The following is a 22,517-nucleotide window of genomic DNA, read 5'->3' on the forward strand; positions in this document are numbered from 1 at the left end:
AGCGCTCCAAAAAAGAAAGCGCCCACCGAATGGTGGGCGCTTAATTAAGTATTAGCAAAGCTCACTAAAATTATGCAGGCTCTTGGAAGATAACCTCTGCCGCTTTCTTGGTGTACTCATCCATCTTGTGGAAGTTCAAGTAACGGTAGGTATCTGCAGCTGTCGCATCGATTTGCTTCGCGTATTCCAAGTACTCTTCCTTCGTTGGAATCTTACCTAGAATTGCACCAACCGCCGCTAGCTCAGCTGAAGCAAGGTATACATTTGCACCTGTACCTAGACGGTTCGGGAAGTTACGCGTTGAAGTCGACATTACTGTTGCTTTGTCTGCTACACGTGCTTGGTTACCCATACATAGCGAACACCCAGGAGTTTCAATACGAACACCTGCGCGGCCGTAAATACCGTAGTAACCCTCTTCCGTCAGTTGGTCACGGTCCATCTTCGTTGGTGGCGCTACCCATAGGCGAGTATCTAGTTGACCACCGAATTGCTCTAGCAGTTTACCTGCTGCACGGAAGTGACCAATGTTAGTCATACAAGAACCGATGAACACTTCATCAATCTGTGTGCCTTGCACTTCAGACAGAAGACGCGCGTCATCTGGATCGTTTGGTGCACATAGGATTGGTTCGTGAATATCCGCTAGGTCGATTTCGATGATGTGCGCGTATTCCGCATCTGCATCCGCTTCCATCAACTCTGGGTTAGCCAACCACTCTTCCATCGCTGTGATACGACGCTCAATAGTACGGCGGTCGCCGTAACCTTCCGAGATCATCCACTTAAGCATGGTGATGTTTGAGTTTAGGTATTCCTCGATAGACTCTTGAGATAGCTTAACTGTACAACCTGCCGCTGAACGCTCTGCTGACGCATCTGATAATTCGAATGCCTGCTCAACCGTTAGGTGCTCAACACCTTCGATTTCTAGTACGCGACCAGAGAACTCGTTGATCTTACCTGCTTTCTCAACGGTCAGTAGACCTTGTTGAATTGCGTAGTAAGGAATCGCGTGCACAAGGTCACGTAGCGTGATACCTGGTTGCATTTCACCTTTAAAGCGCACCAAGATTGACTCTGGCATATCCAGTGGCATAACACCTGTCGCCGCAGCGAACGCAACAAGACCGGAGCCTGCTGGGAATGAAATACCTAGTGGAAAACGAGTATGCGAGTCACCACCTGTACCTACAGTATCAGGCAGAAGCATACGGTTTAGCCATGAGTGAATTACACCATCCCCCGGACGAAGTGATACACCGCCACGGTTCATGATGAAGTCAGGTAGAGTATGGTGCGTGTTTACATCGACTGGTTTTGGATACGCAGACGTGTGACAGAATGACTGCATCACAAGATCAGCTGAGAAGCCCAGACACGCAAGGTCTTTTAGCTCATCACGAGTCATAGGACCGGTTGTATCTTGAGAGCCAACTGTGGTCATCTTAGGCTCACAGTATTGACCTGCACGTACACCTTCAACGCCACATGCCTTACCTACCATCTTCTGAGCTAGTGTGTAGCCTTTGTCAGATTCAGAAGGGTCAACTGGCTTAGCAAACAGGTCTGTTTCTTCTAGGCCCAGTGATGCACGAGCACGGCTTGTTAGACCACGACCAATGATAAGTGGAATACGACCACCAGCACGAACTTCATCAAGCAGTACTTTGCTCAGTTCAAAGCTAGAGATCTCTTCACCGTTTTTACGTACAATGCCTTCGTATGGGAAGATATCAATGACATCACCCATGTTCATGTTCTGTACGTCTAGTTCGATTGGGAGTGCGCCAGAGTCTTCCATTGTGTTGTAGAAGATAGGAGCAATCTTACCGCCTAAACAGATACCACCAGTGCGCTTGTTTGGTACGTATGGGATATCTTCGCCCATAAACCAAAGCACTGAGTTAGTCGCTGACTTACGAGAAGAGCCAGTACCAACAACATCACCCACGTAGGCTAGTGGGATGCCATCTTTTTGTAGCTCTTCAATCTGATTAATAGGACCAACGTTGCCTGGTTGATCTGGCACGATGCCATCACGTTCCATCTTCAGCATCGCTTTTGCGTGTACTGGGATATCAGGACGAGACCAAGCATCTGGTGCTGGAGACAAGTCATCGGTGTTGGTTTCACCAGTCACTTTAAATACTTTAACAGTAATCTGTTCCGCGACTTTCTTCTTCGATGTGAACCATTCTGCGTCTGCCCATGATTGCAGGACTTGTTGCGCGAATGCGTTGCCAGCTTTGGCTTTCTCTTCCACATCATAGAAAGCATCAAACATCAGTAGGGTATGAGATAACGCTTTAACTGAGATTGGTGCCAGTAGATCATCGTCTAGGAATTCAACTAGAGGCGCGATGTTGTAACCGCCTTGCATCGTACCTAGTAGCTCAGCCGCTTTTTCACGGCTTACTAATGGTGATTCCACTTCACCTTTTGCTAACGCCGTTAGGAAACCCGCTTTTACATAAGCAGCTTCATCTACACCCGGTGGGATACGGTTCTCTAGTAGGTCAAGAATAAAGGCTTCTTCACCTTGTGGGGGATTTTTCAGAAGTTCAACAAGTCCAGCAACTTGTTCAGCGTCTAGCGGTTTAGGAACAACTCCTTCGGCAGCACGCTCTTCGACGTGTTTACGGTAGGCTTCAAGCACGACTTTTTTCCTCTCATTGCGGTTCCTCCTTTTTAATTACTATTTTTCAAAGTAAAGGAGTGAACATCCTTGGAAACTTGGCTCTCCATTGCCCTTGTTTTCATTCAATTCTGATTGAGAAACAGCGCCGTAGAGGCCAAACTGTGGACGAAAGGATAGCAAATTTAACCTTAAATTAAAATCTCATCATTTTGACCAACATAGCAACTTACGACTAAAGTCCGATAAATTTTGGCTAAATATTCGGAGATCTTGCTGTCCTCTTCCCGGTTATTTAAATGATGTTCCAACGATCAGGTACACAGCGTCTAAATCTTGCTCTGTACGACCGTATGCCAACATGATCGGCCCAATTGGAGAGTCTACTCCAAAGAAAACCGACGCAGCATTATATAGTGGTGCCTCATGCAACTTGAGATCGTTGTCTGACCAAACACCACCGTGTTCAAGGGATGCACCTAAATATACTGGTGCTTGAAACAGCCCGAAGTCGTTATCCATCCATTTATAACGATAAACCAAGCTTGTATAAAATAAGTTTTGTCCAGTGAGACTATTACGAGGGATACCTGATAAATTCAAGAAACCGCCGAGCTCTCTAGGGTTAAGTGGTACGATTGAGTTTTTGCTCTCAACAAAGCTATATTCAGCCTGCCCAACTAGAGTATGACGACTGTAGGTAACCGCACCTTTAAAACGTGCACTAATTTCATACACGGTATCTTCAATCGTATCAGACAGTTGAAACGGGTTATAAAGCTCAGGACTCTTATCATGGGACACCAAATAACTCAGATCAATAAGCATACCGTTATTTGGGAAGGCAAAGTCATCAAGAGTATCTAATCGATAATTAGCAAATACACCCAAACGCTCGTAATCAAGCGCCTCAAAAGATGAAATAGTCGATGCTTCGATAGTTCCCTTAGTATATCGGCCTCCGACTCTTAACTCTTGCCACAAAGTGGGCTGTATCCCAGCAGAAAGCTCTGTGATAAATTCGGTGTACAAGACTGGTAGGTAATCATATACACGTGCGATATCTGGAGTCGTAAAATCACCACCGATAGGTACGCTTCGATTTTCGTTGCTGTAGTTTAACTTACTTGAAACGAAAAGTTCCTGACTCGATAAAACAGGTGAATAAAGCTCCGTTTCGATCATCTTATCCGTTCCCATATCAACGTTGACTCTCAACTCTGCACCATGGGAGTTAAAGTTGGTAAAGTTAGCTGACATACCGATGCCATACTGACTTTCAGTATTAAAGTCGTCCTCTAAAAAAAAGCGAAAGTTGAGGTAGTTTGGTCCCCAAGATTTTTCATTCACCTCAAAGACGAGCAGGTTTACCCCGTCAATTTCTTCAAAGTGGTAGGTGATCAATTCAAAACGATCTAGGGCATAAAGATTTTCAACCGCCTTCTCGATCTCTGCGGTTTTCAATGAGCGCCCAGTCTCCAGATCCAAACGGTTTGTCAGGAGTACATCGCTGTAGTGGGTGTTATTTACTAAAACGATCTGATCAACAACGCGCTGATCACCATATTTGAGTTCTTTTCGTATCTCTTGTTTGTGATCGATGTATTGCTGGTACTCAGCATTCGACACACTCAAGTTTTCAAGTTTAGATTGCAGCCCCTTGGTAATGTCATAGCCCGCTTGAAAAGCACTTGGCATTTTTTCGAACTCTACCGTCTCCATTTGTCCTACGTCAGGACGAATGTATACATCATCCCCACTTAAGGTTTCAGCTTGTTCTTGCGTGCTGCGACGGACAAGATAGTTAGAGAGTTGGTCGGCAACCGTGAATAAGCCAGTGAAGTCTTCTCTGCTTTTGTAGTCGGTGCTGATATCTACCGCAATCACAATATCTGCGCCCATTGAACGAGCAATATCGACTGGCATGTTATTGACAACACCACCGTCCACCAGCATATGACCATTAAGTTCATAAGGCGGGAGCGCACCAGGAACCGACATACTCGCCATCATGGCATCAACCAGATAACCGTTATCAAGAACCACCTCTTCTAACTCGACAATGTCAGTCGCTACCGAGCGGTATGGGATCGCAAGATTATCAAAAGAGCTGAATCGGCCTAAGTTACCCGTTGTTTCACGTAGAATGCGTAGCATGTTCTGCCCTTGCACTACACCGGTTGGTGAACGGATCTCCCCGAATCTTAATCCAAGGTCTGTGGTGATTTGATAACGGTCTTCGTATTCTTTGTCGCGGACACGACGTTGGCTGCGGTCAACACGGTCTCGGTAACCGCTATTCCAATCGACGCTGTAGATAAAGCTTTCGATTTCATCGGCGCTCATGCCTGTGGCGTACAGACCACCAACATAAGCCCCCATGCTCGTGCCCGTAATAATATCGACCGGAATGTGCATTTCTTCGAGTGCTTTGAGTACACCGATATGAGCCGCACCTTTCGCCCCACCGCCAGCTAATACCACCGCGATTTTAGGGCGAGAGTGATCATCATCAACGTGCTTTGCAAAGGAAGGCGTCGCGATCAAAAAGGAGCAGACCCATAGCGCAACATAACGCCCCCACGGGTTTAAAATCGACTTTTTGAACATTCACTTCTTCCTTTGTTGAATATCGAGCAATTACTTTTACTAAGATTTGAATAACTTCACAAGTCAGTGATGGTGTTTTTGGTAGCCCTACCAATCAAATAAGCTATTCAACCAGTTTGATTTTTTCTCACACTGCTGTTTGATTTGCCCAGACTTGTCCCACACTGGCAGCTTGTATTCACTGCGACAGTTCATTTCCAGCGCGCCATTAGCGGCTTTTTGGAAACCTAATGTGGTCACTTCTTTTGGCCAAGGCAACTCTAGTCGCTCAGGGACGCGTTGCTTTAGGTATTCCGCGTAAACACGTAATGCACCACTTGAACCCGTCAGTTTGGTCGACTTGTTATCATCGCGACCAAGCCACAGTGTGGTTACTTCACGGCCATCGACACCCACGAACCAACTGTCACGACTATCGTTACTGGTACCCGTTTTTCCGGCTAGCGCAGCCCATGCGAACTGGCTTTGTAGGAAGCGTCCCGTACCTTGAGCAACACCTTGCTTCATCGCGTAAGTCGTTAGCCACGCAGCTTGCTGATCAACCGCTTGAGATGAGCGCGGCAATGACTGGTAAAGTACATTACCATCCATGTCGATCACCGAGCGTAATGCCGATAACTTAGCGCGCTTGCCTGAGTTAGTGATCGTTTGATACATCTGTGCCACTTCAAATGGTGTCAGCGAGAATGAACCAAGGAACATCGAAGGTACTGGACGAATTTCGTTCTTATCAACCCCCAAGCGCTCTAAGGTATCCGAAACTTCTGGAATACCCAGTTCCATACCCAAACGTACCGTTGGTACATTGAGGGATTTCGCCAAAGCTAAGTACAACGGCACATCGCCACGGAACTTGCGGTCGAAGTTGCGAGGTGACCAAACCGAACCTTTACTGCCCTTTAGGCTTAACGGCGTATCGTGCAGGGTCGTTGCAAGGTTGTATTTCTCGGGTTGCTCTAACGCAGTTAGATAGATGGCAGGTTTAACCAAAGAGCCAATCGGACGACTCGCATTCAAGGCGCGGTTAAAGCCTTCATAACCAACGCGTTTACCACCGACCATGGCACGGATTTCACCACTATGACGATCTACCGCAACAGCAGCGGCTTCTAGATCTTTTCCGGCACGTTTAGCAAGTTCAGGGACTTTCTTCGCGATAGCTTGCTCTAACTTACTTTGAGAAACAGGATCGAGAGAAGTAAACAAGCGTAAACCGGTTTCCGCTTTAAAGTTATCACCCACCTTCTCTTTCAACTCGATATTAAGTTGTTGGAAGTACGCAGGCTGACGACTTGCAATGCGAGGTTTGCTCTGGGTGTCGAGCGGGCGATTTACCGCTTGTTCGTACTGCTCTGCTGTCAACATGTCTTGTTGCATCAACAGACGCAATACCAAGTCACGACGTGTTTTAGTGCGCTCAGGGTAGCGAATTGGGTTGTAGTAAGACGGTCCTTTCACCATACCAACTAACATAGCGAGTTGGTCGATACGAAGCTCTTGAATCGGTTGACCGAAGTAGTAACGCGATGCCAAAGCAAAACCATGAATGGCATCCCCACCGCTCTGACCTAAGTAAACTTCGTTTAGGTAAGCTTCAAGAATACGGTCTTTGCTGTAGCGATAGTCCAAAATCAGTGCAATGTATGCTTCACGGACTTTTCGCCATAACGTTTTATCGCGTGTCAGGAATAAGTTTTTCGCTAGCTGCTGAGTCAAGGTACTGCCGCCCTGAACGGTGCGACCCGCTTTGATGTTAGCAACAAGTGCACGGCCAATCGCCAGCGGCGAAACGCCATCATGCTGATAAAAATCACGGTCTTCGGTTGCTAACAGCGCATCGACAAGCACTTCTGGGAATTGATCTCGACGTAAGAACAAGCGCTGTTCATTCTGATCTTTTTCCAACATTCCTAGCATCTTAGGTTCAATGCGCAGATAACCAAGATCGCCTTTGGATTCCAAAGATTGAATGCGTTGTAAACCACTGCTTGAGAAATGCAGCATGACGTGACGATCAGGCTCAGGGCCATCAGCAAACTCGAACGGACGACGAATAAGCTCAATACGCGTTGAAGAAGAAGAGTATTCACCAGGGTAACGAGGCTGACTCACCTTACGGTAGTTCAATACATCAAGCTCATTACGCATCTCTTTGATAGTAATGTTCTCACCCGGACTTAAATTGAGGATACGCGCATAAACGACAGTTGGTAGATCAAACAACTGACCATCAAAACGATCTTTAACCACACTATCGAGATAAATCCCAACAAACAACAATACCGCAGCTAACGCGACGCCCGCCTTCCAGCTAAATGACCAAATAGTTTTAAGCCAAGAGCGCTTGCCATTACTTGGCTTTTTCGATGGCGATTTTCTCGGTCGCTTCGCGCCGCTTTTCTTAGCGGTTGTCGTTTTACTTGACGTTGTTTTCCTCGCTGGTGCTCGTTTTGCACCGGGCTTTTTAGTATCAGTCATTATTCAATTGTCTTTTTGTCTTCGTTGTCGCTACATGAGTGGCAGGATCGTCAGGCCAAACGTGTTTTGGATATCGGCCTTTCATCTCTTTCTGCACTTCTTTGTAGCTTCCTGCCCAAAAGGCAGCTAAATCCGTTGTCACCTGAAGAGGACGTTGTGCTGGAGAAAGTAACTCTAACACCAATCGCTTGCGACCTTGCGCCACGGTTGGAGAAGCACTTTCGCCAAACACTTCTTGTATACGCACTGATAGCACGGGCTCATGACCAAACTGGTAGCGAATGCGCTTTTTCGAACCCGTTGGTAGGCGATAATCTTCTGGCAACCACTCATCAATATTTTGATTCAAAGGCCAACCGAGTCGAGCATTCAGCGCTTCCACTAAGTTCACTTTTGCCAAATCTTTTACCGATGAAACCGTGCTCATGTAAGGCTCTAGCCACTCTTCTAAACTATTAAGCAAGTGAGCTTCATCGAAACTAGGCCAATCTTGCTCTGGTAACCATTCCACTGCGCAGCGAATACGTTCTAACAAATTATCCGCTGCCGGTGTCCAGTTTAGACTCTGTAAGCCCTGACGACGGACATACGTGAGTAAAGCTTGTGTCATTTTTTCTTTACCCGGACTCGGCAAGGCTTCGCGCTTAATCACCAGTTGACCCAGTTTGATTTGGCGTTCGGCAATCAAACGGCCTTTTTTCTCATCCCAATCAACCAGTTCAGTCACCGTGAAAAGGTGATCGAACGTCTCTTGTAATGCTTTGATATCTAAGTCACAAGCTAGGTTAATTTGGCTTGAGTTAGAATGCGAACGCATTAAATCAATCGCGACCAAGTAATCACAGCCACCAAGTGTCTCTTCTGGTCGACACTCTGCACCATGCCCGTTCGACAAAGTAAAACGACCATACTGATTGACACGTTGCTGCGCAATGCGATCTGGGAAAGCCAAGCTCAATACTAACGCCAGCGCTCGCTCATCAACATTAGCTAGGCTGAATGCCGTATCCAGTTTGTGCGCCAGTGTTTGAGAACGCTTGTGTAATATGGCTTTCTTTGTGTGTGTTCCACTTACCCAGCGATGCAGGCTGTGCGCTACGTTAGTCGCATTGCGCTCCGGCTCTTCAATTAGGGCGACCGCAGCCAAGGCGGTATTTAGCATTTTTTCACTGTGCTGCTGCGTCTGAATCAGCATAGCTGCTGAGCGCGGTTCTACACCAAGAGCGTGAGCCGTCTTACCTGCAGAAGTAAGCTGGCCTTGTTCGGTGAGTAAACCCAACGAAATTAACAGCTGTTTGGCCTGAGCAAGCGATGCAGAAGAAGGAATATTCAACCATTTAAGCTCAGAGATATCCCCAGCGCCCCAGAATGCCAGCTCCATCACTAAGCTTGCTAAGTCTGAATGTAGGATTTCTGGTTGAGGTACTTGCGGTTGTTGCTTGAATTGGCTTTCACCATACAGTCGAACACAAATCCCCTCTTCGATACGCCCTGCACGACCGGCACGTTGAATCGCAGAAGATTGCGCCACACGCACTTGCTCTAATCGCGTCAGGCCATTTTTCAAATCAAAGCGTGCCACACGCTCTAAGCCCGAATCCACCACCAAGCGAATGCCCTCAATGGTCAAAGAGGTTTCGGCAATATTGGTCGCCAATACGACTTTCCGTTGACCAGAGGGAGCCGGTGAGATGGCTTTTTGCTGCTCGGCAAAGCTAAGTTGGCCGTACAGAGGACACACTTCGACGTTATCAGGTAAGTGCGACAAGCGCTCTTCGACCTGTTTGATCGCCGCAACACCGGGAAGGAAAGCCAGCAAAGAGCCAGATTCCTTTACCATCAAGTTCTCGATCGTTTTTGCCATGGATGTGGGCAGATGGTCATTCGCCCCAAGCGGTAAATAACGCGTTTCCACCTCAAAACTACGACCTTCCGACTCAATGTAATCCGCCTCTGGCAATAAGGATTGCAAAGCATCTTGGTCAAGCGTTGCCGACATGACCACCAGTTTTAAGTCGTCTCGCAGCGCTTCTTGCACTTCTAAGCTAAATGCCAAGGCCGTATCCGCATGAATGCTGCGCTCGTGAAATTCATCAAAGATCAGTAGCTCGATACCATCTAACTCTGGGTCATTTTGGATCATGCGCGTCATGATCCCTTCGGTCACGATTTCCAACTGAGTATGATTACTCACCTTTGTCTCACCGCGCACACGGTAACCCACCCGCTCGCCAACTTGCTCCCCCAACTGCTGCGCTAAATAACGTGCAATGTTTCGTGCAGCAAGGCGACGAGGCTCTAGCATCACGATTTTACCCGTTACGGTTTGTCTTTTAAGAAGTTGCAGCGGAAAATAAGTAGATTTACCTGCACCAGGGGCGGCTTTGAGGATCACTTGATGTTGATTTTTAACCGCCGTAAGTAATTGTGGTATCACGGCTTCAATCGGCAATTGTGACAAAGGAAATACCCTATGTTGTAATGTTGGCCACATTGTACATAAAAACACTCTTGGCTAAATAAGCAAATGCAATTCAAACCCGCTCTAGAGTCAGCGACTCTGCTCAAACGCTACAAACGCTTCCTTGCCGATATCGAACTAGATAGTGGTGAAATCCGTACCATACACTGTGCAAACACCGGCGCAATGACGGGCTGCGCAACACCGGGCAACAAAGTTTGGTATTCCACTTCTGACAACCCTAAGCGTAAATACCCAAACAGTTGGGAACTTAGTGAGACCGCACAAGGACACAGAATTTGTATCAATACAGCTCGTGCTAACCAATTAGCGGTAGAAGCCATTGAAAATGATGTCATTTCAGAACTCGTTGGATATGACCAACTTCAAACTGAGGTGAAATACGGCAATGAAAATAGCCGAATTGATATCTTGCTCAGCGCAAGTGACAAACCAAAGTGCTATATAGAGGTGAAAAGCGTCACGCTGCTTGATGAAGAAAGCCCATCAGGACAAGGTTACTTCCCTGATGCTGTGTCTACTCGGGGGCAAAAACACCTGCGAGAGCTCACAGAAATGGCACAAACTGGAAGTAGAGCCATACTTTTATTCACTGTTTTGCATTCAGGTATTGAAAAAGTATCTGCGGCGCACCATATAGACGCGAAATATTCAACGTTACTAAAACAAGCACAAGACGCTGGAGTAGAAGTTCTCTGCTACAAAGCCGAACTGAGCAATACTGAAGTCAAGTTACTCTCTGCTATTGAGTTTATCAATTAAGAGAAAAAATGATGTCGTCTTCACATTGACGATAAGTTTGCGATTCAGTAATTGCCTGCACCGCCTCTTTTTGCTATAGATACCCGCCTTAAATTGACTGCAATGCAGTTGACTAGGTGTAAGTAGGAGATGCTGTATGCCAGAATCAAAGAAGAAAACGATAGGCATCCTAGCCATTGCCGGTGTGGAGCCATATCAGGAAAAGCCTGGTGAAGAGTACATGTCACCAGAGCAGGTTGAACACTTTACAAAGATCTTAACAGCTTGGCGTAATCAGCTCAGGGAAGAAGTCGATCGCACTGTACACCACATGCAGGACGAAGCAGCAAACTTCCCAGATCCAGTTGACCGTGCTTCTCAAGAGGAAGAGTTCAGCTTAGAACTGCGTAACCGTGACCGTGAGCGTCGCCTGATCAAGAAGATCGAAAAAACTCTAGACAAAATTACTGAAGACGATTTCGGCTTCTGTGAATCTTGTGGCGTAGAGATTGGCGTTCGTCGCCTAGAAGCACGTCCAACTGCTGATCTTTGTATTGACTGCAAAACGCTTGCAGAAATCAAAGAGAAACAGATGCAAGGTTAATTGAACTAGCATTATGATTATTGAAAGGGAGCTCAGGCTCCCTTTTTGTTTTGATTAGCTTTATAACACTAAGCTTGTAGTTTTACCCGGATATTTCGAGATACACGCATGACACGCTATGTGGGTCGATTTGCCCCATCCCCTTCAGGTCCATTGCATTTTGGCTCCTTAGTGGCCGCTTTAGGCAGCTACTTTCAAGCAAAAGCCAATCAAGGCACTTGGCTGGTTCGTATTGAAGACCTTGATCCACCAAGAGAAATGCCAGGCGCTTCTGAAATGATTCTAGACGCGCTTAAGGTGTACCACTTGCATTGGGATGGAGAGGTGGTTTATCAAAGCGAGCGACACCACCTCTATCAAGCACAAATCGATGCTTGGTTAGAAAATGGGGATGCCTACTATTGCCAGTGCACGCGTAAGCAAATTAAAGAGCACGGTGGTTATTATCCCGGCACTTGCCGCGACAAAGGCTTGAAAGAAGGCGCGATTCGCCTAAAAATGACCAAGCCTATTGCCGACTTCCTCGATCAGAAGCACGGTTTGATGAACATTCCTGAAGCGTTAGTAAATGAAGATTTCATTATTAAACGCCGAGATGGATTATTTGCCTATAATCTTGCGGTAGTATTAGACGACATTGACCAAGGCGTGACTGAAGTTGTCCGTGGCGCTGACTTAATTGAGCCCACAGGCCGTCAAATCAGCTTGTACCAAATCCTTGGGCAGCCTGAAGTCAGCTATTTACATTTACCATTGGCAATGGACAGCAACGGCAATAAATTGTCGAAGCAAAATCATGCGACAGCCATTGATGTCGATAATCCGAAGCCTGCTCTGCTGCATGCTATGACGTTTTTAGGATTCGATATTCCTGAAGATATGAAAGCCGCTAACCTAGACGAAATCCTACGTTGGGGCTGCGAAAATTGGCGTTTAGAACAGCTTCCAGCAGAGATCGAGATCACACCATGATTCTCAAACGGGGCTGTGTAAGCTATGATTAGCCGCAAAATTGGCCCTAGTGGCGTAAAAAACTAACCAAAGCAAGATTGGATTAAACCCAGTTATTGCCAGATGCACATGAATACAAACGACTATACAACAAGCGAATCTGCCATGATCCCAGAACTCGCTCTCAATGTAATTACTCGTGAAGAGCACAGCATTTCGCGTAAGCAGATCAGTGACAATGCACTGAAGGTGCTATACCGACTAAACGGTGCCGGTTTCGATGCTTTTCTTGTGGGTGGCGGGGTTCGAGACTTACTGCTTGGACAAAAACCAAAAGACTTTGATATCGCAACCAACGCGACACCAGAACAGATCAAACAGCTATTTAGAAACTGCCGTTTGATTGGCCGTCGCTTCCGTCTCGCACACATTATGTTTGGCCGAGACATCATCGAAGTTGCAACCTTCCGTGGTCACCACCAAGAGCAAAAAAACAAGAACGTCTCTCAGCAGTCAAAAGAAGGCATGCTGCTTCGTGACAATGTTTACGGCACTATTGATGAAGATGCAGAGCGCCGTGACTTCACGATTAACTCGATGTACTACAACATCGCAGACTACTCAATTCACGACTATGCACGTGGCATTGAGGATCTAGAAGACCGTCTTGTTCGCCTGATCGGTGATCCAGAAACCCGTTACCGCGAAGACCCAGTGCGCATGCTGCGTGCGATTCGCTTTGCTGTGAAGCTCGACTTCGACATCGAAGAAGACACCGCAGCACCGATTGAAGAGATGGCACCGCTGCTACGCGATATCCCATCGGCACGTCTATTCGAAGAATCGTTGAAGATGCTTCAATCCGGTCACGGTCTAGAAACTTATCACCTACTGCGTGAATACAACCTATTCCAGCAGCTTTTCCCTGCGATTGCTGAACACTTCACTGAAGATTACGAATCTCACACTGAACAAATGCTTGATTTGGTGCTTGATTCAACCGATATGCGTATCGAAGAAGGCAAACGCATCAACCCAGCATTCATGTTTGCTGCCATGCTGTGGTACCCGCTATGCGCAATGGCTGACAAACTGATGGGACAGCATAACCTGTGCCATTACGACGCCATCATGGAAGCGAGCAACATCATTCTTGATGACCAAGTACGTACCATTGCGATTCCACGCCGTCATACCGCGACAATTCGTGAAATTTGGCAGCTGCAATTACGTCTTCCACGACGCAATGGCAAACGCGCATTCCGCCTAATGGAGCTCAACAAATTTAGAGCTGGCTTTGATTTTCTTGAAATGCGCGGTGAAATTGAGGGTGGAGACACTCAGAAGCTTGCCAAGTGGTGGGAAACTTTCCAAAATGCGGGCCGAGAAATGCGCCAAGCTATGGCTGGTGATCTCGATGGCCAAGCGCCTAAAACTGGCCAACGCCGCCGTAAAACCTATCGCAAGAAAAAGAGTAAGCCGAAATCATGATCACAGCGTACATTGCGGTTGGCAGTAACTTGGCTGATCCCGTCAGCCAAGCGAAGCAAGCGATCGAGGCATTAAAAACGCTACCAAACTCTGAGTTTGTGCAAGCCTCTTCGCTCTACAGTAGCACGCCGATGGGGCCACAAAACCAACCGGATTACATCAATGCGGTGGTGGCGATTAAAACCAATTTGACGCCTCTTGAACTGCTCGATTGCACCCAAGCGATTGAGCAGGAACAAGGGCGTGTCCGTAAAGAAGAACGCTGGGGCCCAAGAACCTTGGACCTCGACATGATTCTATACGGCAATGAGGTGATTGATTCCGAAAGACTGACAGTTCCACACTATGGAATGAGAGAGCGCGAGTTCGTACTCTACCCTCTTGCGGAAATTGCACCAAGTTTACAACTCCCAGACGGGACCGAGGTGTCGTCACTACTTGAACAAGTAGATTGCAACGGCCTCAATATTTGGCAGTCATAGCCAACTCCTAGTGAGGATAAAACAATGAAAAAAATGACCATTAACGACCTGATTAAGTGGAAGCAAGAAGGTCGTAAATTTGCTACTTCAACTGCATACGATGCAAGCTTTGCCCAACTTTTTGAAAGCCAAGAAATGCCAGTACTGTTGGTCGGCGACTCTCTAGGCATGGTTCTGCAAGGTAAAACAGATACATTGCCAGTAACCGTTGAAGATATCGCTTATCACACGCGCTCTGTACGCGCTGGTAGCCCAAACTGTCTATTGATGGCTGATATGCCATTCATGAGCTACGCAACGCCTGAACAAGCATGTGAGAACGCAGCAACGCTAATGCGTGCTGGTGCAAATATGGTAAAAATCGAAGGCGGCGATTGGTTAGTTGATACCGTTAAGATGCTAACTGAACGCGCAGTTCCTGTTTGTGCTCACCTAGGCCTTACCCCACAATCTGTAAACATCTTTGGTGGTTACAAAGTACAAGGCCGCGATCAAGAAAAAGCCGATCGCATGGTGAAAGACGCATTGGCCTTGCAAGAAGCCGGCGCTCAAATTGTTTTGTTAGAATGTGTACCTGCTGAATTGGCAGCTCGTATTACTCAAGTTCTTGATGTGCCAGTGATCGGCATCGGTGCTGGTAATGTGACCGACGGTCAGATTCTTGTTATGCACGATATGTTTGGAATTTCGGCGAACTACATGCCAAAATTCTCGAAAAACTTCCTTGCTGAAACAGGCGATATGCGCAAAGCCGTGGCTCAATACATGGCTGAAGTTGAAAGCGGTGCATTCCCAGACGAAGCTCATACCATTGCCTAGAGGATAAATGCATGCAAACTTTTGCGGAAATCTCAGCGATTCGTGAACAGGTAAAAACCTTTAAGCGTGAAGGTCGCAAAGTAGCGTTTGTCCCAACGATGGGCAACCTACACGAAGGCCACCTTACGCTTGTTCGTAAAGCTCGCGAATACGCGGATGTCGTTGTCGTAAGCATCTTTGTAAACCCGATGCAGTTTGACCGTGCAGACGATTTGAATAACTACCCTCGCACCCTAGAAGAAGACCTGAGCAAACTAGGTAGTGAAAGCGTAGAAGTGGTGTTCACTCCAACACCAGAAATCATCTACCCAGAAGGCTTGGACAAACAAACGTTTGTTGATGTTCCTGGCTTATCTACCATTCTTGAAGGCGCGTCTCGCCCAGGTCACTTCCGTGGCGTGACAACCATCGTCAACAAGCTGTTCAACATCGTTCAACCTGATGTGGCTTGCTTTGGCGAGAAAGACTTCCAGCAACTTGCGGTGATTCGCAAAATGGTTGAAGACTTGGTGATGGACATCGAAATCATCGGCGTTCCAACCGTACGTGAAATGGATGGCCTTGCAATGAGCTCTCGTAATGGTCTTTTGACCATTGATGAACGTCAACGCGCCCCAGTACTTGCTCGCACCATGCGTTGGATCAGCAGTGCGATGCGTGGTGGCCGTGATGATTACGCTTCAGTGATTGAAGATGCGAACGACCAACTGCGTGCAGCGGGTCTACAGCCTGATGAAATCTTCATTCGTGATGCTCGTACACTTCAAGCTATTACTGCTGAGACCACTCAAGCGGTGATCCTGATGTCTGCATTCTTGGGTAAAGCACGCCTAATCGACAACCAAACGGTTGATATGGTCGTAGAAACCAAAGAAGAAGAATCAAGCGAAGCGAACTCAGCAAGCGCTGAATAGGCGAAATACATAAACGAAAAGGTCGGCACTTAGCCGACCTTTTTTGTATCCGAGGAAAGGAGTTACGAATAAACGCATTGAAGCCCTTCAGGACGTGTCTTGAATCGCTTATGCAGCCACATCCATGCTGGAATATCTCTTCGGATCATATCTTCAATCTCTTGGTTTAAAATGCTCGCAGCTTTAACCGGATTACGTCGTTCAAATTGTTCACTCAAGTCACCACCAACATATAAGGTGTATTGATTGTCGCTTACTACTGTTACACCAGACATCACTGCACACTTGGTTGCATCAACCAATACACTCGAACCCGCCGTACTTGCGGCCTGATTGACAGCGAAGAAAGGCGCAAAGACTGAGCTATCCGCACCATAATCGTGATCCGGCAAATACCATAATCGCTGGCCATTCTTTAGGACTTTGAGCATCGATTTTACGTCTTTGCGATCTATCATTTGATGCCCACAACGCGTACGGCCTCGATGTTGAATAAATTCATAAGCGGGATTTGAGTTCGGACGATACACGCCATAGCCTTTCGCAAACTGGCTAAAGATTCTCGCCGTCATTTCCAAGTTAAGGTGATGGCTGCATACCACCAACACACCTCGCCCATTCTTTTCTTGCTCAAGCAGGCGCTCTTTACCCACAACTTGAGTCAGACGCTGTACACGCCAATCAGGCCAAAACCATGCCATTCCGGTTTCTATCAACGCCATGCCAGTGTATTTAAAATTTGCCTTTACCAGGTCATCACATTTGGCATCACTGTATTCAGGAAAACAGAGTTTAAGGTTTCGTTTTGCGATATTTCTGCGGCGCTTCATCAGCGACATAGCAAGTGTGCCAATACCTCTGCCTAATGCACGGAGCACTGGATAAGGAAGTAGATTAACGATCAGCGCTAATAAACCAAAAGCGAGCCACACAGACCAGTATTTGGGACGCAGTAATTTTAAAGAGAAAGGGGGAGATGGGACGACATTCATAGCTTCACTCATTTACAGCAGATGCATTTACGAAAGATGAGTGAAACCTAGCATGTAAAACGTCGAAAATTTGTATGGGATTGTATTGATGTGCATAGAAAAAGAGCAGCTCTGATGGCTGCTCTTTCGATTACTTTTTGTATTAGCTTCTTAGGCCTATCCCTTTGGTGACTAGATAGTGAGCCACAGCATAAAGCGCGACAACAAATACCGTCAGTACGCTAAACGAGGCGGCAATACCCACGTCGGACACACCAAGGAAGCCATAACGGAATGCATTCACCATGTAGACGATAGGGTTCAATTTAGACACCCCTTGCCAAAAATCAGGCAATAGGCTGATTGAGTAAAACACACCGCCGAGGTAAGTCAGTGGTGTCAATACAAACGTCGGGATGATAGAGATATCATCGAACGTTCTCGCGTAAACTGCGTTAATTAAGCCACCGAGTGAGAACACAACCGAAGTCATAAATACCGTCGCAATAATGATGCCCCAGTGGTCCACTTGCAAATCAACAAAGAACAACGACACGAAAGTAACGATGGTGCCCACCAGCAAACCACGAACGACTCCCCCCATAACAAAACCAAGAATGATGACGTAGTTTGGTACTGGCGCAACCAACAACTCTTCAATATTGCGCTGGAATTTAGAACTAAAGAATGACGATGCGACGTTGGAATACGAGTTGGTGATCACCGACATCATGATCAAGCCCGGCACAATGTATTCCATGTAGCTAAAGCCGTTCATTTCACCAATACGAGAACCAATTAGGCTACCGAAGATGATGAAATACAGCGTCATCGTAATCGCTGGCGGCACAAGGGTTTGCACCCAAATTCGTGTGAAGCGATTGATCTCTTTCGTCAGTAGGCTACAAAAAGCGGTCCAATATAACTTGTACATTATTGGTTACCTCCACGTACGATGCTGACAAACAGCTCTTCCAAACGGTTTGCTTTATTACGCATAGAGAGTACTTTCACCCCACTCTCTGAAAGTTGACTAAATACTGAATTCAGACCTTGGCTCTTGTCCAATTCAATCTCTAATGAACCATTGATCATTGTTTGGCTATTCACACCCGCAAGCTCTGGCATCTCACCATTAAACTCGACATCAAGAATGAAGGTTTCAACACGCAGTTTACCGAGTAGTGCTTTCATGGTCGTATTCTCGATTAGCTCACCTTTATTGATGATACCGATGTTACGACACAGCATTTCCGCTTCTTCAAGGTAGTGAGTGGTTAGGATGATAGTGATGCCCTGCTCTTGGTTAATCTCTTTCAAGAAGTCCCACATTGAGCGACGCAACTCGATATCCACACCCGCCGTAGGCTCATCAAGAATCAACAACTGAGGTTCGTGCATCAGAGCGCGAGCAATCATCAAACGGCGCTTCATACCACCGGACAAATTACGCGCGCGCTCTTTGCGTTTTTCCCACAAATCGAGCTTAGTTAGGTATTTTTCCGCACGAACTTTAGCAAGCTCTTTGGATACGCCATAGTAGCCCGCTTGCTGCATCACAATTTGCTCAACCGTTTCAAATTGGTTGAAGTTGAATTCTTGTGGCACCAAGCCTAAGTTCTGCTTTGCTAATTCAAGATGCGTATCGATGTCGTAGCCAAAAACCTTCGTCGTACCCGAGGTTTTGTTTACTAAAGAAGAGATAATGCCAATTGTTGTGGATTTACCCGCACCATTTGGCCCTAGAAGTGCGTAGAAGTCGCCTTTTTCTACTGTTAGGCTGATGCCCTTCAACGCTTCAAATCCGCCCGCATAAGTCTTGCGAAGCTGTTCTATTTCTAATGCGTACATTGCGTAATCATTGCCATCTGTTGATGAATCGTGAATGCCAATACCGTTGGGGATCATTGATAGCGACTCAAGAGTCGAAAGCGATATTGCACTGAAGTTGAATTAGTTTATCGTTGAATAACGATGAATACAAATAAACCTTTCTATAAAATTAGAAATAACTATAAATCCTCCCAACGCCATATAGTAAAAAGCGCCATCAAACCTCTCTGATAGCGCTTTTAAATGAGTGACTTAGATTACATCGTTAGCATTTGGTGCTCATCGGTTTCTACATGTTTTACCGCTGCATTCAATGCTTCGTAACGGAACTTATAAGTGTTCTCATCAGGTACCAAGTCAATCACGTGGAATTTCTCTAACTGCTCACGCGTACGTTGGTTTGGACACAGTAAATAGACTTCACACTTCGCATCCAGAGCATCTTTGATGGCGTTCTCTAGCGCCAAACCAACGGTCACATCAATCATAGGTACATCTGTTAGATCGAGGATCATCACTTCGTAATCTGAGATACTGGAGTGCTGACGCGAAATTGCCTTCGAAACACTGAAGATCATTGGCCCAGAAAGATAAAAGAACAACACTTTACCATTGGCTCTATCTAACAGCCCTCGCTCACTGTCAGTCAGCGGAACATCGTCTTCATCTGCATCACTGATCGCCTTAACTTGGCGTGCTTGCTCACGGCTCAAGCGCTCAATGATAATGATGTTAGAGATAAACACACCAAGACCAACGGCGACAATCAAATCCACAAACACCGTCAATAGCATCACGCCATACATGACCGCCATACCTGGGAAGCTCACCTTGTGGGCACGTTGGATAAAACTCCAATCAAGAATATTGAAACCGACATACACCGCAATGCCCGCCAGCACCGCCATTGGGATTGGCTCCGTCAGGCCACTGGCAACCAGTACCACCAATGCCAGAATCAGTGCGCGAATGACTCCGGATAATGGTGAACGAGCACCGACTTGGATGTTGGTTACGGTCCCCATTGTCGCGCCAGCACCTGGCAACGCACCAAACAGACCAGAGATCATGTTTGCCAAACCTTGCCCACGCAGCTCCTTGTCCGAATCGTGCTCTTTACGCGTCAAAGAGTCACCAATCACTGCGGTTAATAAGGTATCAATACAACCTAGTGTACCCAGTACCAATGCATCAATAACTATCTCAGTGAACATAGCAGGATCGATATGTGGCACGACCAAAGAAGGCAAACCTGCTGGGATTTCACCAATTCGACGAATGTCTTCTGCATCAAACAGAATCACCGATAACAAAGTAACCGCCACCAACGCGACAAGTTGAGCGGGAACGTATTTACGATACTGCTTCGGGAAGAAGAATAAGATACCTAACGTTAACAAGCCTAAAAACAACTCACTAAACTTTAAGTTAGATATTGTATCGGGCAATGCCGATAACGTCCCGATTACTCCACCAGACGGTGCTGCATGACCAAGCAAAGGCGACAGCTGCAAGATAATAAGAATCACACCAATCCCTGACATGAATCCTGATATCACACTGTAAGGCATTAACGTAACGTACTTACCCAGCTTTAACGTACCAAGCACAATCTGGAAGGCACCTGCCATCATGACCACAGTGAACGTCATGGCCATACCCGTTTCTGGATACTTAGCCATCATGCTGGTCAGTACCGAAGTCATGATCACCGTCATTGGACCAGTGGGCTCAGAGATGAGGGTATTAGAACCACCAAATAACGAAGCAAAAAGCCCCACCATGATCGCGCCCCATAAGCCAGCTTCCGCGCCCGCGCCAGATGCCACACCAAAGGCTAACGCAAGAGGAAGTGAAATAATGGCCGTCGTGACACCACCAAACAGATCCCCTTTCAAGTTGATATCCTTAAAGCGACTACCGAACATTGAATTTGCTCCCGCATTAAAAAGACAAAATTCCATCAATCTAACAAATATTTCGTCAAAGAAAAAAACACAATAAACCCGCGAATTGGCTAGGTTTATTCGCATACTGAATGATGTCTGCATATTTTATGATTTTAACTGCGAGAACTCGTCAGATGAGTCATCTTTGATGAATATTTAACGAGATCGAAATTGTAACATTGTGTATAGTTACAGCGCTGATCGCTTTATAAGCAATAGTGAGTGGTTGGTTTTTTTAATTTTTAGGGAAGTAGATGTCAGATGCCGGAAATTAAACAATTATTCGAAAATAACTCTAAGTGGTCAGAAGAAATCAAATCTGATCGTCCAGAATATTTCGCGAAGCTAGCGGAGGGTCAAAAGCCCGACTTTCTTTGGATTGGTTGTTCAGACAGTCGCGTTCCAGCAGAGCGATTAACTGGGCTTTTCTCGGGCGAGTTATTTGTTCACCGAAATGTTGCTAATCAGGTCATCCACACCGACCTAAATTGCCTCTCTGTAGTGCAATACGCGGTCGACGTATTGAAAGTGAAGCACATCATCGTTTGTGGTCACTACGGCTGTGGTGGTGTTAATGCTGCCATTGATAACCCTCAACTTGGCTTGATCAATAACTGGCTACTTCACATTCGTGATCTGTACTTTAAACATCGCACTTACCTTGACCAAATGCCCCTTGAAGACCGCGCTGATAAACTGGGTGAAATCAACGTTGCCGAGCAAGTTTACAACTTAGGTAACTCCACCATCATGCAAAACGCATGGGAACGTGGTCAGGATGTGGAAATTCATGGCGTGGTGTATGGAATTGAAGATGGCCGCCTAGAGTACTTAGGCATCCGTTCTAACTCAAAAGAGACCGTGGAAGCTTCTTACCAAAAAGCACTCTCAACGATTCTAAATGCAGACAACAAATTACTTTGTCGCTAAGCAATAAGCTTAACCAGACTAAATAAAAGAAAACGCCCGTTAATTGCTTAACGGGCGTTTTTGTATTCTTTAGACAAAAGTAACGATTACTCTTGTGGTACCACTTTACCGATAAATGGTAGGTGGCGGTATTTTTGAGCGTAGTCGATACCCACACCAACAACGAACTCGTCAGGAATCGCAAAACCGACATAATCAACTGGCACTTCAACTTCACGACGTGATGGCTTGTCTAGTAGTGTACAAATCGCAATAGACTTAGGCTCACGTAGAGATAGGATTTCACGGATCTTGTTTAGCGTGTTGCCTGTGTCGATGATGTCTTCAACGATCAGTACGTCTTTGCCTTTGATGTCATCATCAAGGTCTTTCAAGATACGTACGTCACGAGAGCTTTCCATCGTATTACCGTAGCTAGAAGCGGTCATAAAGTCGACTTGGTGAGTCAGTTCGATTGTACGAGCCAAATCGGCCATAAATACAAATGAACCACGTAGCAAACCAACCATTACCAGATCTTCGCTGCCTTGGTAGCGTTCTGTAATTTGCTTGCCTAATTCACGAATACGTTCCTGAACTTCTTGCTCAGAAATCATGACTTCTACTGTATGTTTCATACTGTGC

The 22,517-nt window shown here is 46.3% G+C and carries 17 protein-coding genes; 8 read left to right on the forward strand and 9 right to left on the reverse strand.

Annotation, left to right across the window (positions count from 1 at the left end):
• Positions 1 to 70: 70 nt before the first annotated feature.
• The 4 genes from acnB to hrpB form a co-directional block, all read right to left on the reverse strand.
• Complete coding sequence (acnB, locus tag A8140_RS12905) at positions 71 to 2,659, reverse strand: bifunctional aconitate hydratase 2/2-methylisocitrate dehydratase (RefSeq protein ID WP_005531743.1); 2,589 nt, start codon at positions 2,657 to 2,659, stop codon at positions 71 to 73.
• A gap of 270 nt (positions 2,660 to 2,929) precedes the next feature.
• Positions 2,930 to 5,248: a patatin-like phospholipase family protein gene (locus A8140_RS12910; RefSeq protein WP_005531742.1), complete on the reverse strand. Its 2,319-nt coding sequence runs from the start codon at positions 5,246 to 5,248 to the stop codon at positions 2,930 to 2,932.
• 87 nt (positions 5,249 to 5,335) lie between these two features.
• Positions 5,336 to 7,726, reverse strand: a complete 2,391-nt coding sequence (mrcB, locus tag A8140_RS12915; protein ID WP_005531741.1) for a penicillin-binding protein 1B — start codon at positions 7,724 to 7,726, stop codon at positions 5,336 to 5,338.
• On the reverse strand, positions 7,719 to 10,187 hold the full coding sequence (gene hrpB, locus A8140_RS12920; protein WP_005531740.1) for an ATP-dependent helicase HrpB: 2,469 nt from the start codon (positions 10,185 to 10,187) through the stop codon (positions 7,719 to 7,721). Before hrpB ends, mrcB begins: the two co-directional genes overlap by 8 nt.
• Positions 10,188 to 10,253: 66 nt before the next feature.
• Here hrpB and sfsA point away from each other — a divergent pair, with 66 nt between their 5' ends.
• The 7 genes from sfsA (at position 10,254) to panC (ending at position 16,210) form a co-directional block, all read left to right on the forward strand.
• A complete protein-coding gene (sfsA, locus tag A8140_RS12925) occupies positions 10,254 to 10,970 on the forward strand; it encodes a DNA/RNA nuclease SfsA (protein WP_005531739.1) in 717 nt (238 codons plus the stop codon).
• Positions 10,971 to 11,106: 136 nt separating this feature from the next.
• On the forward strand, positions 11,107 to 11,553 hold the full coding sequence (dksA, locus tag A8140_RS12930) for an RNA polymerase-binding protein DksA (RefSeq protein ID WP_005439389.1): 447 nt from the start codon (positions 11,107 to 11,109) through the stop codon (positions 11,551 to 11,553).
• Between the two features lie 108 nt (positions 11,554 to 11,661).
• Positions 11,662 to 12,525, forward strand: a complete 864-nt coding sequence (gene gluQRS, locus A8140_RS12935) for a tRNA glutamyl-Q(34) synthetase GluQRS (RefSeq protein ID WP_005531738.1) — start codon at positions 11,662 to 11,664, stop codon at positions 12,523 to 12,525.
• A 102-nt stretch (positions 12,526 to 12,627) separates the two neighbouring features.
• Positions 12,628 to 13,995, forward strand: a complete 1,368-nt coding sequence (pcnB, locus tag A8140_RS12940) for a polynucleotide adenylyltransferase PcnB (RefSeq protein ID WP_033000145.1) — start codon at positions 12,628 to 12,630, stop codon at positions 13,993 to 13,995.
• The gene (gene folK, locus A8140_RS12945; RefSeq protein ID WP_005531736.1) at positions 13,992 to 14,477 is read left to right on the forward strand and encodes a 2-amino-4-hydroxy-6-hydroxymethyldihydropteridine diphosphokinase; all 486 of its coding nucleotides are present in this window, start codon (positions 13,992 to 13,994) and stop codon (positions 14,475 to 14,477) included. Before pcnB ends, folK begins: the two co-directional genes overlap by 4 nt.
• 24 nt (positions 14,478 to 14,501) lie before the next feature.
• Entirely contained in the window at positions 14,502 to 15,296 is a 795-nt protein-coding gene (panB, locus tag A8140_RS12950) for a 3-methyl-2-oxobutanoate hydroxymethyltransferase (RefSeq protein WP_005531735.1), read from the forward strand.
• 11 nt (positions 15,297 to 15,307) lie between these two features.
• Complete coding sequence (gene panC / locus A8140_RS12955) at positions 15,308 to 16,210, forward strand: pantoate--beta-alanine ligase (protein WP_005531734.1); 903 nt, start codon at positions 15,308 to 15,310, stop codon at positions 16,208 to 16,210.
• A gap of 62 nt (positions 16,211 to 16,272) precedes the next feature.
• Here panC and A8140_RS12960 read toward each other — a convergent pair whose 3' ends face one another.
• From A8140_RS12960 to A8140_RS12975, 4 genes are all read right to left on the reverse strand, one after another.
• The gene (locus A8140_RS12960) at positions 16,273 to 17,202 is read right to left on the reverse strand and encodes a Kdo(2)-lipid IV(A) acyltransferase (RefSeq protein ID WP_005531733.1); all 930 of its coding nucleotides are present in this window, start codon (positions 17,200 to 17,202) and stop codon (positions 16,273 to 16,275) included.
• Positions 17,203 to 17,344: 142 nt separating this feature from the next.
• Positions 17,345 to 18,115 (reverse strand): ABC transporter permease, encoded by a 771-nt coding sequence (locus A8140_RS12965; protein WP_005531732.1) that lies wholly within the window; start codon positions 18,113 to 18,115, stop codon positions 17,345 to 17,347.
• Positions 18,115 to 19,032 (reverse strand): ABC transporter ATP-binding protein, encoded by a 918-nt coding sequence (locus A8140_RS12970; RefSeq protein WP_005531730.1) that lies wholly within the window; start codon positions 19,030 to 19,032, stop codon positions 18,115 to 18,117. The genes A8140_RS12965 and A8140_RS12970 overlap by 1 nt, the downstream gene beginning before the upstream one ends.
• A gap of 239 nt (positions 19,033 to 19,271) precedes the next feature.
• Positions 19,272 to 20,942, reverse strand: a complete 1,671-nt coding sequence (locus A8140_RS12975; RefSeq protein ID WP_005531729.1) for a SulP family inorganic anion transporter — start codon at positions 20,940 to 20,942, stop codon at positions 19,272 to 19,274.
• A gap of 282 nt (positions 20,943 to 21,224) precedes the next feature.
• Between A8140_RS12975 and can the strand changes: the two genes are divergently transcribed.
• Positions 21,225 to 21,893 carry a carbonate dehydratase gene (gene can / locus A8140_RS12980; protein ID WP_005531727.1) on the forward strand — a complete coding sequence of 223 codons (669 nt, stop codon included), beginning with the start codon at positions 21,225 to 21,227 and terminating at the stop codon, positions 21,891 to 21,893.
• Positions 21,894 to 21,979: 86 nt separating this feature from the next.
• Here can and hpt read toward each other — a convergent pair whose 3' ends face one another.
• Positions 21,980 to 22,510 (reverse strand): hypoxanthine phosphoribosyltransferase, encoded by a 531-nt coding sequence (gene hpt, locus A8140_RS12985; RefSeq protein WP_005531725.1) that lies wholly within the window; start codon positions 22,508 to 22,510, stop codon positions 21,980 to 21,982.
• Positions 22,511 to 22,517: the final 7 nt, after the last annotated feature.

The organism is Vibrio campbellii CAIM 519 = NBRC 15631 = ATCC 25920 (genome assembly GCF_002163755.1).
Lineage (GTDB): Bacteria > Pseudomonadota > Gammaproteobacteria > Enterobacterales > Vibrionaceae > Vibrio > Vibrio campbellii.